This window comes from Dyella subtropica, from assembly GCF_026283965.1.
GTDB classification, from domain to species: domain Bacteria; phylum Pseudomonadota; class Gammaproteobacteria; order Xanthomonadales; family Rhodanobacteraceae; genus Dyella_D; species Dyella_D subtropica.
Map to the genome: position 1 here is coordinate 1 of NZ_JAPDPD010000027.1, position 12,391 is coordinate 12,391.

Consider the following 12,391-nt stretch of genomic DNA (forward strand, 5'->3'; position numbering starts at 1 on the left):
GCACCCTGTGCGCGACAAACCGGCAGGATTGCCGGTTTGTCGCGCACAGGGTGCGCTCCTACAAAGAATCTGGGAGCAGTGGCTCTATGACTTTGCCCTGAAGTGGCACTTATGACGCCGGTGCGAAATCAGGAGGATGCGCTTGCCCCCCATTCCATCGAGGTCGTCATGCGTCGCTTCATCCCGATTTGCTTCCTACTTTTCATGCTTGTCGCCACATCGCTATGGGCCCAGGACGGCCAGCAGCGTGCTGAAGCGGCAGGTCATAGCCTGATCGGCTCGCCGGCACCGCGATTGGTGCTCAAGACTATTGATGGGCAGACCATCGATCTGACCAGCCTGTATGGCAAGAAGGCCATCTACCTGAAGTTCTGGGCCACCTGGTGTGTGCCCTGTCGCGAGCAGATGCCGCATTTGAAGCACACCTACGAGGAGGCGGGCCCGGAGTTGGCGGTGATCGCCATCGATGTCGGCTTCAATGACAGTGTGGAAGAGGTGCGCAAGTATCAGCGGCAGATGGGCTTGACCATGCCCATCGTGTTCGACGAAGACGGCTCGCTGGGGGAAGCGTTCCACCTGCGAGTGACGCCGCAGCACGTGGTGATCGGACGCGACGGGCGCATTCTGTACATCGGACACGAAGCGAACGCGAAGCTCGATGCCGCGCTGTTGGCCGCGCGTACTACCGCATCGCCAACAGCGGTGGCGGGCGCGGTGGCGCCGAAGGACGAACCTCATTACGACGTGGGCGATCGCGTGCCGGACTTCACCGCGTCCACGCTCGGTGGCGGGTCGTTCCAGCTGTTGGATGCGAAGCGTCCGACGGTGCTGGCGTTCCTTTCTCCCTGGTGTGAGTCGTATCTCGCCACCAGCCGGCCGGGTCTGGCGCAGAGTTGCCGTGCGGTTCGCGAGCAGGTGGCGGCCTTGTCGGGCGACCCTCACGTGCGCTGGCTGGGGGTGGCCTCGGGTCTATGGGCCAGTCGTGATGAGTTGACCAAATATCGCGACGAGAAACATATTGGTATTCCGCTCACGCTCGACGAATCCGGCGCGCTGTTCCGTCGCTTCCGCGTCACCCATGTGCCGACGCTGCTGCTCATCGATGCCCAGGGACGCATTGTCCGTCGCATCGAGGATGCGGATAAGCAGCTTGGCGCCACCTTGAAAACCTTGTCGGCGCGTTGAGTGCCTCTGATCATCATCCCGGCTCAAGCCGGGACTGATCGTCTGACGGAGAAAGGCCATGAGTCGTTTCACACGCTTCACGTCGATCGCGCTGCTCGCTGCATTAGGTGTGTCCACATCGGCCCTAGCTGCTGAGGAGCACGACCTGCTTGCGGCGCCGCTGACCCAGGCTCCGGGTCGTGAGCTCACCGCGCTCACTGTCACCTACGGGCCCGGGCAGTCCACGCGTCCGCATCACCACGGCGCCGATGCATTCGTCTACGTCCTCTCTGGCCGTATCCGCAGTCAGTTGGAAGGTGGCCCCGAGCGGGTTTACAGCCCCGGCGAAAGTTGGTTCGAGCCGGCTGGCGCGCACCATGTGGTCAGCGGCAATGCCAGCGCGGAGCAGCCGGCAACCATGCTGGTGGTATTTGTCGCCAAGCCGGCAGCAGAGCTGACGGCCATGGACTCGCCGGCTCAGGCGCCCGTGCCGGCCCGTACCCAGTCCAAGTAGGCGGTGTGGCCGCGCTCAACCGGTACGGCGATCAGTTCCGGCAGTTCGTACGGATGCAGTTCCAGCAGCCGGGCCTTCAGCGCCTCGAAGCGCCCGGCGGTGGTCTTGATCAGCAGCAGCTCCTCGCTGTCGGTAGTGACCTCTCCCTGCCAGCGGTAGGTTGAGATCACGCCGGGCAGGCGATTGATGCAAGCGGCAAGCGCTTCATTCACAAGGGTTTCGGCCAGCCTCTGAGCGCTGGCGGCATCGGGGCAGGTGCAGTAGCAGAGCAGAACGGATTCGGGCATGCGGACAGCCTAGCGCGGCTCCGAGCCCGGCGAAACGCTATGTAGGAGCCCACTCTGTGGGCGAAACGGCCCGCGAGGGCCGCGCTCTACGCAAGATCGGCCCTGCTTCGCAGGGCTTTCGCCCACAGGGTGGGCTCCTACAAAGGGCCCAAGCCCTTGAAAGGCCCCTGCCGCTCCCCCACTAGCTACTTCAGCCAACGGATCGGCCCTCTTGCAGGGGACAGTTGCGTCGCTAGAATTGGCACTCACCCGAAGGGAGTGCTAGCAAAGCGCCAACACGCGCGCCGCTCCGGGTCACTTTTTTTGTTCAACCACTCAATCCAACGCTGGAGTCCATCCATGAGCAAACTGCGTCCGCTGCACGATCGCGTCATCGTCAAGCGTCTCGAAGAAGAGCGCGTCTCCGCTGGCGGCATCGTCATTCCTGACAGCGCCACCGAAAAGCCGACTCGCGGCAAGGTCATCGCTGCCGGCACCGGCCGCATCCTGGAGAACGGCACCGTTCGCCCGATGTCGCTGAAGGAAGGCGACGTGGTGTTGTTCGGCAAGTACGCCGGCCAGGAAATCAAGATCGACGGCGAAGAGCTGGTCTTCTTGAAGGAAGAAGACGTTGTGGCGGTGATCGAGGGTTAAGCCCTCAAGGGGCCGCGGCGCGTTGAGCGCGAATTAAGAGCGCGCACGCCAGTCGCCGTTGGCTCCTTCTTGTACCGCTTTCAGAACGACAGAACCATTCCTATTCAATTTTTTTGAGGCAAAAAAATTATGGCAGCTAAAGAAGTCCGCTTCGGCGAAGATGTGCGCGCACGCATGCTCAAGGGTGTGAACACCCTGGCCAACGCAGTGAAGGTCACCCTGGGTCCGAAGGGCCGCAACGTGGTGATCGAGAAGAGCTTCGGTGCCCCGACCGTGACCAAGGACGGCGTCTCCGTCGCCAAGGAAATCGAACTGGCCGACAAGTACGAGAACATCGGCGCGCAGATCGTCAAGGAAGCCGCTTCCAAGACCTCCGACGTGGCTGGTGACGGCACCACCACCGCGACGGTGCTGGCGCAGGCGTTCATCCAGGAAGGCCTCAAGGCCGTGGCCGCCGGCATGAACCCGATGGATCTGAAGCGCGGCATCGACCAGGCGGTGTCCACCGCCGTGAGCGAGCTGAAGAAGTTCTCCAACCCGACCGCTGACGACAAGGCCATTGCCCAGGTCGGCACCATCTCGGCCAACTCCGATGCCAACATCGGCGACATCATCGCCACCGCGATGAAGAAGGTCGGCAAGGAAGGTGTGATTACCGTCGAGGAAGGCACGGCTCTCGATAACGAGCTGGACGTGGTCGAAGGCATGCAGTTCGATCGCGGCTACCTGTCGCCGTACTTCATCAACAACCAGCAGAGCCAGCAGGTCGAGCTGGACGACCCCTTCATCCTGATCCACGACAAGAAGGTGTCGAACGTTCGCGAACTGCTGCCGGTGCTCGAAGCCGTCGCCAAGGCCGGCAAGCCGCTGCTGATCGTCGCCGAGGAAGTCGAGGGCGAAGCCCTGGCGACCCTCGTCGTCAACACCATCCGCGGCATCGTGAAGGTCGCCGCCGTCAAGGCGCCGGGCTTCGGTGACCGCCGCAAGGCCATCCTGGAAGACATCGCCATCCTGACCAACGGCCAGGTGATCTCCGAGGAAGTGGGTCTGCAGCTGGAGAAGGCCACGATCACCGATCTCGGCCGCGCCAAGCGCGTTGTCATCACCAAGGAAAACACCACCATCATCGACGGCGCTGGCGAAGCCGAGCGCATCCAGTCGCGCATCGGCCAGATCAAGGCGCAGATCGAAGAGACCTCTTCGGACTACGACCGCGAGAAGCTGCAGGAGCGTGTGGCCAAGCTGGCCGGCGGCGTTGCTGTCATCAAGGTCGGTGCCGCTACCGAAGTCGAGATGAAGGAAAAGAAGGCCCGCGTCGAAGACGCCCTGCACGCGACCCGCGCTGCGGTGGAAGAAGGCGTGGTGCCGGGCGGTGGTGTGGCGCTGATCCGTTCGCTGAAGGCTCTCGAAGGCCTGAAGGGTCACAACGCGGATCAGGACCTGGGCATCGCCATCACCCGTCGCGCTCTGGAAGCCCCGCTGCGCGCCATCGTCGCCAATGCCGGCGAAGAGCCGTCCGTCATCCTCAACAAGGTGAAGGAAGGCGACGGTAACTTCGGTTACAACGCTGCCACGGGCGAGTTCGGCGACATGATCGCCTTCGGCATCCTGGACCCGACCAAGGTCACCCGCTCTGCGCTGCAGTTCGCGGCATCGGTGGCCGGTTCGATCATCACGACCGAAGCGGCCGTGACCGAAGTGCCGAAGAAGGACGAAGGTCATTCGCACGGCGCGCCGGGCGGTGGCATGGGCGGTATGGGCGGCATGGACTTCTAAGTCCACGCTTCCACGCTGTATCGAAGCAAGCTGTATCAAAGAATGCCCCGCCTTGTGCGGGGCATTCTTTTTGGTCGGTGCTACGTCCATGGCCTGCCACGCCCACACAGCAAAAAGCCCCGGAAGTTCCCTCCCGGGGCTTGGTCGGTTGCCTGAAGCGAGGGCTTAGTGGCCTTTGGTGGCATCCAGCTTGGCGTCGGCCTTCGCATCGACCTTGGCGCCAGCGGCACCAGCGCCCACGTCGGCGTTGCCGGCCGCATCGCTCGCGGCCGCTTCGGTTTTCTCCATCGCCTTGTGACCGGCGTGCTTGGCCTTGTGACCGACCTTCTGCACGACGTCGCTCGTCTTGGTGGTGGTCTGGTCGACGGTCTTGGTTGCGTCCTGCACTACGGCGCCGGCATTCACGCTGGCGTCCGCCTTGGTGGTGGCGCCAGCGGCGACCTGGGCGAAGGCGGGAACGGTCAGCACGCTGGCCGAAACGATGAGAGCAGCAAGCAGGGTCTTACGCATGGGTAAACCTCCGATGGGGGATGACGCGACGCAACGTGTCGCGGCGGAGATCACGCTAGAGGTTCTTTACCTGCTGTTTCCTGAATTTCCAAAGTGCGCTTAAGCCGGCGGACATGTCGCTGAATCGCGGGCATTTGAGTGGCTGAAATGTGCGTCAGTTGTACTTGCTATTCGCCAAGTGCATGGCGCGCCTCGCTTATGGATTCGCTCTGCAACTCCTTCCTCATGCTCGGCGCAGGCCATGCGGAGATCGTGGACAGGCTCTTGGCGAGGCACAATGGACCAATGTCTAAAGAATCCCCGGCGCTACGCGCCCTGATCGACGATCGCTATGCCGAACTGGCTGCCCGCTGCCGTGCCGCTGGCGTGCCGTTGCACGATGACGCTGGCGTTGCCGAACGCATCCGGCGCACCTTGCTGGCCAGCGATTTCGCTTTCGACACCTGGTTTCGCCAACCGCAGCTGTTGGCGCCGCAAGGGCTGGAACGTTTGCGCGCCGGCAGCGATGCTAGCGCGCGTATCGAAGCGCTGAAGCTGGACCACGACGAAGCGGTATGCATGACGACGCTGCGCCGCTTCCGGCACGCGGAGGCGCTACGGCTGGTGTTTCGCGATGTGAACGGGCTGGATGAACTTCCCGAGACGCTATCTGCGACCAGTGTGCTTTATGAAGTGTTGCTGGGGGTGACTTTGGCTTGGTCCGAGCGCGCACTCGCAGCGCGTTACGGCCATAGCCGCGGCCACGATGGCGCGTTGCAGCGCATGGTGGTGGTCGGCTTCGGCAAGCTCGGCGGCAGCGAGCTGAACTTCTCCTCCGACATCGACCTGGTGCTGGCGTATCCCAGCGGTGGCCAAAGCGATGGCGCCCGATCGCTCGATAACAGCGAATACTTCGTGCGCATGGGACGGCAGCTGGTGCGTCTGCTCAACGAGCCGACGGTGGACGGCATCTGCGCGCGCGTCGATCTGCGTTTGCGGCCGTTCGGCAATGCGGGGCGTCTCGCACTGCCCTTCAGTGCGATGGAGCAGTACTACCAGAGCGAGGGCCGCGACTGGGAGCGCTATGCGTGGATCAAGGCGAGACCGGTGGCGGGCGACCGCAACGCGGGTAAGCAGCTGCAAGAACTGTTGCGCCCGTTCGTCTATCGCAAATATCTCGACTACACCGCTTTCGCCGGCCTGCGTGAGATGAAGTCGCTGATCGACGCGGAAGTGGTGCGCAAGGATCTGGCCGACAACCTTAAGCTTGGTCCTGGCGGCATCCGCGAAATCGAGTTCGTGGTGCAGCTGACCCAGTTGATTCGCGGCGGACGCGAACCCAGCATGCGTGTGCGTGGCCTGTTGCCGGCGCTGACCGCGTGCGAGGCGCGTGGTCATATCAGTGCGGCGCGCGCCCGCGCGCTGCGCGAGGCCTATGTACTCCTGCGCCGCGTGGAGAACCGCGTGCAGATGCTGCGCGACGCACAGACGCATGACATCCCCGAGGATGCACTCAGCCGCGAACGCATCGCGCTGGGATTGGGCAAGGCTTCGTGGGAAGCGCTGGAGGAAGAGCTGGCGCATCACCGCGCCATCGTCAGCGAGGAATTCGCGGCTGTGTTGATGCCGCAAGGCGGTCGCGCCGCCAGCGCACCCGTGGAAGACGTAGCGCTATGGCAGCGTGTCTGCGCTGAATCGCTGGACCCTGGCGCCATGGAAGCCTCCGGCTTCGTGCCAGGTGCGGAAGCTGCGGAGGCGTTGCTGAAGCTGCCCCAGGCCGCCGCCGTGCGGGCCATGCCCGCGCGCTCGCGCGAACAGCTCGATCGCCTGATGCCGCAGTTGCTGATGCTGGCGCGCGCGAGCGCGGCGCCGGTGCAGTGTCTGCTGCGCCTGTGTCGGCTAGTACAGACGGTAGCGCGGCGTTCGTCTTATCTCGCCTTGCTCGAAGAGCAGCCGGCCGCACGCAAGCGCCTCGCCAGCCTGTTTGCGGGCAGCGCGTTCCTGGCCGAGCGTGTGATTGCCCAGCCATTGTTGCTGGACGACGTACTCGATCCGCGCATCGATCAACTGCCGTTGAAACGCGCCGACATCAGTGCGGAAATCGCCCGCGTCCTCACTACGCTCGACGAGCGCGAAGCCGAAGCGGAATTGGAGCGCATCAACGAATTCAAGGCGAGTACCGCCTTCCGCCTCGGCCTCGCCTTCAATGATGGACGTGCCGACGCGGTAGCCACGGCACGCCGCCTTGCCGTGCTGGCGGAGTCCGTTGTACTGGCCGTGACGGCGATGGCCGAACGCGAGTTGGTGGCGCAGCATGGCCGCCTGCCAGGCGAGGGTTCGGGCTTTGCCGTGCTCGGCTACGGCAGCCTGGGCGGAGAGGAGCTGGGTTTCGCTTCCGATCTCGATCTCGTTTTCGTCTATGACACCGAGCGCGCCCATCTCATGAGCGACGGCGCGCGCCCCATCGAAGGTTCACGCTGGTACCAGCGCCTTGTGCAGCGCGTGATGAATTGGCTCACCGTGCTTACGCGTGCGGGTCGGTTGTACGAAGTGGACACGCGCCTGCGCCCGGACGGCTCCAAGGGCTTGTTGGTGAGCAGCCTGCATGCTTTCACCGAGTACCAAAAGAGCCGCGCGTGGACTTGGGAACATCAAGCACTCCTGCGCGCCAGGCCAGTGGCTGGCGATACGGCGCTCAATGCCGAGCTGGCGGAAGTCCGCCGCGGCATCCTCGCTGCGCCGCGCGACCGAGCCAGTGTGTTGCAAGAGGTCGGCAATATGCGTCAGCGCTGGCGCGCCGAACGCGATCGCTCCGACGAGCTGCAGTTCGATCTGAAGCAGGGCCATGGTGGATTGCTGGATATCGAGTTCGCGCTGCAAGGATTGGTATTGGCGCATGCGGTCGAATGCCCTGCCTTGCTCGCGGCAACGGCCAATGCGGCCTTGATTGAGGCATGCCGGGACGCTGGGTTGCTCCATGTCGCGCAGGCGGAGGTGTTGGCGCGGGCGCATGGGGAGTTGCTGCGTCGTGCGCTGGCTTGCACCCTGGATTTGCGGTCGCGGATTGCGCCCAGGGATGAGGCGTTGGAGGGGTTGTGTGCTGAGGTGGGTGAGGTGACGCGGGCGCTTGGTTTTGATTTTCGGGCGAAGGCTAAAGAGGTTTGAAACGCGTGCATGAGTATGCCTCTGCTCCCTCTCCCCGCCGGGGAGAGGGTTGGGGTGAGGGGTGGTGCTCGCGATACCGCTTCTACTTCGTCACCCCGGCGTAGGCCGGGGCCCAGTGGCGTTGTTGCTCGGTCGTCGCGACTGCGTGTCCTGGCTCGCCTGCGGCAGGCGTTGCTCGCTCTTCAAGCGGTTCGGTGTGATTGTGCCTGGTGCTCAGCGATCTGTAGTCGCAAGGTGCTCGTCAGTGCCATGGTTTCGCGTAGCGGTAGCTGGCGCTGCATGGGAAGTGTTTCATCGATGTCATGCAGCAGGCTGGCGTCGCGCAATGCGCGATGGAAGCGCGCGATCTTTGCTGGCAGGGGTGTGGCGATGAAGGTTTGTACAGGGCAGCCGACGGCGCAGGCTTCGGACAGCATGTTCACGGAGTCGGGTGTGACGATGAGCCGGTCGGCCCAGCCGAGTACGCCGGGGTAGGGGTTGGTGCCGTCTTCGTGGCTGCTCCAGATCAGGCCGGGGATGTTGTGGAGTCGTCGGCGCATCACGGCCATCACTGCGTCTGGGGTGCGTCGTGAGGCGAGCACCAGCAGGCTGCCGCCGTCGTGGCGGTGTTGGGTGATCAGGCGGTCGGCGAGTTGTTCCGCGTAGGCCGGGTCCAAGGGCATGCCTTTGCGTGGGCCGCCGAGCAGCACGCCAACGCGTGGCTGTGGCAGTTCGTCGAAGGTGGGGCAGATGTCGCGGCCGTCGGCCAGCCAGGTGTCGTCGACCAGGTTGAGCGATCCCAAGGTATGCAGCACGTTGGGGCCACTCAGCAGATCATGTTTTGGCGCGATCACCGCGTCCCAATGCGACGGGGCCATGCGCGGGTCGAGGATCTGCACGGTGTAGCTGTAACCCTCGGAAAGTCGGCGCAACAGACGCGTGTAGAGCGCTGCGGTACGGCCGCAGCCGATGACCACGCTGGGCCAGGGTGGGATGAGGGTGTCGCGTCGCTGTTCGATGGGGAGGGCAAGCCGCCCGCCGAGCATGAGGCGGGGTGTGAACCACGACCAAGGAGCCCTGGCGCCCAGTACGAGATGGCGGAAGGGCAGGCCCAGCTGTTCGGCGAGGGCCAGCGCCTGGCGATCGTTGCCGGCACGGCCATCGGTGATGACCCAGCAGTCGCCATGCAGCTTTAGCATAAGAATCCGTTCACTATCTCTGTGTGGCCCGCGATTGTTTCGATTATCGCCACAGTACGTTTCATTCAGCGGGGTCCTGTTCGCTTGCGTGGGCGCTTACACTTGCAAGCTGTGGCGCCACCCGTGGCGCGTTCCTCAAGGATACCCATGAGCGAGATGCTTTCCGAGACCGCCCTCGACCAACTGTTCCGTCAGGCCCGTACGTTCAACGCGTGGCTGCCGAAGCCGGTGAGTGACGAGCAGCTGCATCAGCTCTACGCATTGGCCAAGTTCGGTCCGACCAGCGCCAATTGCTTGCCGATGCGCGTCGTGTTTGTGAAGTCGAAGGAGGCGAAGGAGAAGTTGTCGCCGTTCCTTTCCGAAGGCAATCGCGCCAAGACCATGATCGCCCCGGTCACCGCGATTATCGCAACCGACCACGAGTTCTACGAAAAGCTGCCGCAGCTGTTCCCGCACGCTGATGCGCGCAGCTGGTTTGCCGGCAATCAGCCGCTGATCGACACCACGGCGTTCCGCAATGCAACTTTGCAGGGTGCCTACGTGATCATGGCGGCGCGCTCGCTGGGCCTGGATTGCGGCCCGATGTCGGGCTTCGACAACGCCGGTGTGGATGCGGCGTTCTTCGCCGGTACGCCGGTCAAGTCCAACTTTCTGATCAATATCGGTTACGGCGATGCCAGCCGCGACCTGTTCCCGCGCAGCCCGCGTCTGTCGTTCGACGAGGCCTGCGAGATCGCCTGAGAGAGCGGCATAACGTTATCTCTTGCCCGTTTCGCACCCCACTTCTCCACGGAGACTTAACCATGCGTGCATTTCGTTACCTCGTTCTCGCCGGCCTGATCGGCGCCGCTGTTACCGCCCAGGCCGAGCCGGTCACCTACAAGCTGGACCCCGGCCACACCAACGTGCTGTTTAGCTGGAGCCACTTCGGGTTCTCCAACCCCACCGCCAACTTTGGCCTGGGCGAGGGCACCTTGGTGTTCGACGAAAAGAACCCGGCGCAGTCTTCGGTGGAAGTGACCCTTCCACTGGCCGACTTGGACACCCACATGTCCAAGCTCGACGAGCACCTGAAGAAGCCGGATTTCTTCGACGCCGAGAAATTCCCCGCCGCGACCTTCAAGAGCACCAAGGTGCAGGCCCTGGGCGGCGGCAAGTTCAAGGTCACGGGTGACCTGACCGTGCACGGCGTGACCAAGCCGGTGGTGCTGGATGCCAAGCTCAACAAGAGCGGCGTGCACCCGATGATGAAGGTGCAGACCGTGGGCTTCGATGCCTCCACCACGGTCAAGCGCTCGGATTTCGGCATGGGCGCCTACGTGCCGAACGTCAGCGATGAGATCAAGATCCGCATCACCACGGAAGCCTCGGTGCCGAAGGCCGACGGCGCGCAGTAAGTTTTATCGCGCAGCAAAAAGCCCGCGCCGGAAACGGCGCGGGCTTTTTCTTGGGAGCGGAGAGAGCGTAGCGATCACCACCGCTTTTGTTCTCCGTTCTCTCAGTTCTTGGTGACGCCTTCGTTCTTCAGCGATTCCAGCTTGCTCAGATCCACGCTGGTCACCGCCTGCTTCAACGGATCGATGCTGTCGACCTGGCCGGTGGCCTTTACCGAGAAGCGCTGCGCGACGACAACGCTGTATTCGCCGTTCTTGCTGGTCTTGTCCCAGGCTTCGTGGACGAGGCGGCCGTTGTCGGTATAGGTCTTCTCGTAGCCGTGATCGGTCTGCTGTTCCGATTCCGGTGCCAGCGCGCTGGCCATGGCCATCATGCCTTTCATGCTGCCGGTGTCGGAGACTTCCAGCTCGATGCTGTGGCCGTTGCCATCGCCGTACTGGGCGCGTGCCTCGGTGATCTGCATGCCGACGGCGTTGCTGCGCTCGGCCGAGAGGCTTTCGCGCTTGAGGCCGGCGAGAGTGTCGGGCAGGAACGCTTTGACCTGATCGGCGGACAGCGACTGCACGGAGCCGTCGTTGCCCATGGCTGCGCCCATCACCTTACCCATGGCGGCCTGTTGTGCGGCGGTGTCGCCGGACTTCTGCGCCGCTTCCAGTTCCTTGTTGGCCTTTTCGGCGCGCTCGCCCATCGCAGCGAGTTTGCCCAGGGCGCTGTCCTTGTCGACGGTGACGGTGCTGCCGTCGCTGCTGGTGATGGTCGCGCTATGCAGCGAGGAGCCGCCGCCCAGCATCACGCTGCTTAGGAACATCAGTCCGACGATCCAGCCGACGATCAGGGTAAGCACCACGCCGATGACCACGCTCACCGCGGTGTAGCCGGCTGATTTCTCCGGCGGGCACTTCATGGTGTGCGGCAGGCCGAGATAGAGCAGGTAGATGGCGTAGACCAGGCCGGCGATCGAGATCAGCCAACCCAGCCAGGGCAGGATCACGGCGATTCCGGCGACCCAGGAGGCCGTCCATGAATAGGCGATCGCCTTGAGCGCCTGTACGGGGTCCTTCTGTCCGCCAAAGCTGGGGGCCAAGGCGCTGACGATCAGGGCCAGCAGGTACAGCATGACCAGGCTGAGCAGATAGCTCGCCACCATCATGCCAAGCCCCGCGCCGAACGGAGTGCGCACGACCACGCCAAACGCACCCGAGCCCATCAGGCTGCCCTTAATGAATTGGGCGATCGCCGGCAGCGCGGCGAGGACGAGGATGTAGTTGATATACAGGCTTTGGGCCGTGGCGGGCTCGGCCGCGATCACGGGCCACTCCGTTTGAGGCGTGGTCAGGATGGCCTTGACCCGCGCAATGATCTTTCCGAAATCCATGGTTTTCCCCTTCAAGCAATGTGGTCTGGCGCCGGGCGCCGTCAGACGGATTTTCAAGCCGTCCCGTGACAATCTGAATTGACCGCAGGATTTGCATCCTTCGATCAGCCCTCTTCCTCAGTCCGGCCGCGGCCGGGGCGGTGCAGCCTGCTACCATTGGCGACCCGATGTCTAGTCTGGAGTTCTCCCCTCATGTCGCGCTCCCCAGCCGAGGCCGCACAGCCGATTCTGGCCAATGCCGAAAATCGTTACGAAGTGACGCGCAAGGACCTGCCGCTGTCCTGTCCGATGCCCGGCATGGCGCTGTGGAACTCCCACCCCAAGGTCTACCTGCCTATCGTCGACGATGGCGGGGAGTCCACCTGTCCCTATTGCGGTGCGCATTACGTGCTGCGCGATTGATGGTTCCCGGGCC

General features: G+C 63.6%; 12 protein-coding genes. 8 read left to right on the forward strand and 4 right to left on the reverse strand.

Features of this window, described 5'->3' with window-relative positions; genetic code table 11:
* Positions 1-168: 168 nt before the first annotated feature.
* Both OUZ45_RS18910 and OUZ45_RS18915 read left to right on the forward strand, forming a co-directional pair.
* Positions 169-1,185, forward strand: a complete 1,017-nt coding sequence (locus OUZ45_RS18910) for a TlpA family protein disulfide reductase (RefSeq protein ID WP_266171876.1) — start codon at positions 169-171, stop codon at positions 1,183-1,185.
* Between the two features lie 58 nt (positions 1,186-1,243).
* Positions 1,244-1,678, forward strand: a complete 435-nt coding sequence (locus OUZ45_RS18915) for a cupin domain-containing protein (protein ID WP_266171877.1) — start codon at positions 1,244-1,246, stop codon at positions 1,676-1,678.
* Here the strand turns inward: OUZ45_RS18915 and cutA are convergent.
* On the reverse strand, positions 1,642-1,965 hold the full coding sequence (gene cutA, locus OUZ45_RS18920; RefSeq protein WP_266171878.1) for a divalent-cation tolerance protein CutA: 324 nt from the start codon (positions 1,963-1,965) through the stop codon (positions 1,642-1,644). The two genes, OUZ45_RS18915 and cutA, sit on opposite strands and share 37 nt — an antisense overlap.
* 339 nt (positions 1,966-2,304) lie before the next feature.
* On the opposite strand from cutA, the gene groES reads away from it, so the two are divergent.
* Entirely contained in the window at positions 2,305-2,598 is a 294-nt protein-coding gene (gene groES / locus OUZ45_RS18925) for a co-chaperone GroES (RefSeq protein ID WP_266171879.1), read from the forward strand.
* A 129-nt stretch (positions 2,599-2,727) separates the two neighbouring features.
* Entirely contained in the window at positions 2,728-4,374 is a 1,647-nt protein-coding gene (groL, locus tag OUZ45_RS18930) for a chaperonin GroEL (protein ID WP_266171880.1), read from the forward strand.
* Between the two features lie 165 nt (positions 4,375-4,539).
* On the opposite strand, the gene OUZ45_RS18935 is transcribed toward groL, so the two are convergent.
* A complete protein-coding gene (locus tag OUZ45_RS18935) occupies positions 4,540-4,884 on the reverse strand; it encodes a hypothetical protein (RefSeq protein ID WP_266171881.1) in 345 nt (114 codons plus the stop codon).
* Between the two features lie 285 nt (positions 4,885-5,169).
* Between OUZ45_RS18935 and glnE the strand changes: the two genes are divergently transcribed.
* On the forward strand, positions 5,170-8,028 hold the full coding sequence (gene glnE / locus OUZ45_RS18940; protein ID WP_266171882.1) for a bifunctional [glutamate--ammonia ligase]-adenylyl-L-tyrosine phosphorylase/[glutamate--ammonia-ligase] adenylyltransferase: 2,859 nt from the start codon (positions 5,170-5,172) through the stop codon (positions 8,026-8,028).
* Between the two features lie 182 nt (positions 8,029-8,210).
* Here the strand turns inward: glnE and OUZ45_RS18945 are convergent, their stop codons facing one another.
* Positions 8,211-9,206 (reverse strand): mitochondrial fission ELM1 family protein, encoded by a 996-nt coding sequence (locus tag OUZ45_RS18945; RefSeq protein WP_266171883.1) that lies wholly within the window; start codon positions 9,204-9,206, stop codon positions 8,211-8,213.
* A 147-nt stretch (positions 9,207-9,353) separates the two neighbouring features.
* Between OUZ45_RS18945 and OUZ45_RS18950 the strand changes: the two genes are divergently transcribed.
* A complete protein-coding gene (locus tag OUZ45_RS18950; protein WP_266171884.1) occupies positions 9,354-9,947 on the forward strand; it encodes a malonic semialdehyde reductase in 594 nt (197 codons plus the stop codon).
* Positions 9,948-10,009: 62 nt separating this feature from the next.
* Positions 10,010-10,603, forward strand: a complete 594-nt coding sequence (locus tag OUZ45_RS18955) for a YceI family protein (RefSeq protein ID WP_266171885.1) — start codon at positions 10,010-10,012, stop codon at positions 10,601-10,603.
* A gap of 101 nt (positions 10,604-10,704) precedes the next feature.
* Here OUZ45_RS18955 and OUZ45_RS18960 read toward each other — a convergent pair whose 3' ends face one another.
* Complete coding sequence (locus OUZ45_RS18960; protein ID WP_266171886.1) at positions 10,705-11,976, reverse strand: Yip1 family protein; 1,272 nt, start codon at positions 11,974-11,976, stop codon at positions 10,705-10,707.
* Positions 11,977-12,168: 192 nt separating this feature from the next.
* Between OUZ45_RS18960 and OUZ45_RS18965 the strand changes: the two genes are divergently transcribed.
* Complete coding sequence (locus OUZ45_RS18965) at positions 12,169-12,378, forward strand: zinc-finger domain-containing protein (protein WP_266171887.1); 210 nt, start codon at positions 12,169-12,171, stop codon at positions 12,376-12,378.
* Positions 12,379-12,391: the final 13 nt, after the last annotated feature.

Bases quoted from the DNA above. Each gene is read 5' to 3' on its own strand.
- OUZ45_RS18965 (WP_266171887.1), top strand. From the start codon at position 12,169: ATGTCGCGCTCCCCAGCCGAGGCCGCACAGCCGATTCTGGCCAATGCC.
- OUZ45_RS18915 (WP_266171877.1), top strand. From the start codon at position 1,244: ATGAGTCGTTTCACACGCTTCACGTCGATCGCGCTGCTCGCTGCATTA.
- OUZ45_RS18960 (WP_266171886.1), bottom strand. From the start codon at position 11,976: ATGGATTTCGGAAAGATCATTGCGCGGGTCAAGGCCATCCTGACCACG.
- cutA (WP_266171878.1), bottom strand. From the start codon at position 1,965: ATGCCCGAATCCGTTCTGCTCTGCTACTGCACCTGCCCCGATGCCGCC.
- groL (WP_266171880.1), top strand. From the start codon at position 2,728: ATGGCAGCTAAAGAAGTCCGCTTCGGCGAAGATGTGCGCGCACGCATG.
- OUZ45_RS18955 (WP_266171885.1), top strand. From the start codon at position 10,010: ATGCGTGCATTTCGTTACCTCGTTCTCGCCGGCCTGATCGGCGCCGCT.
- OUZ45_RS18910 (WP_266171876.1), top strand. From the start codon at position 169: ATGCGTCGCTTCATCCCGATTTGCTTCCTACTTTTCATGCTTGTCGCC.
- OUZ45_RS18945 (WP_266171883.1), bottom strand. From the start codon at position 9,206: ATGCTAAAGCTGCATGGCGACTGCTGGGTCATCACCGATGGCCGTGCC.
- glnE (WP_266171882.1), top strand. From the start codon at position 5,170: ATGTCTAAAGAATCCCCGGCGCTACGCGCCCTGATCGACGATCGCTAT.
- OUZ45_RS18935 (WP_266171881.1), bottom strand. From the start codon at position 4,884: ATGCGTAAGACCCTGCTTGCTGCTCTCATCGTTTCGGCCAGCGTGCTG.
- groES (WP_266171879.1), top strand. From the start codon at position 2,305: ATGAGCAAACTGCGTCCGCTGCACGATCGCGTCATCGTCAAGCGTCTC.
- OUZ45_RS18950 (WP_266171884.1), top strand. From the start codon at position 9,354: ATGAGCGAGATGCTTTCCGAGACCGCCCTCGACCAACTGTTCCGTCAG.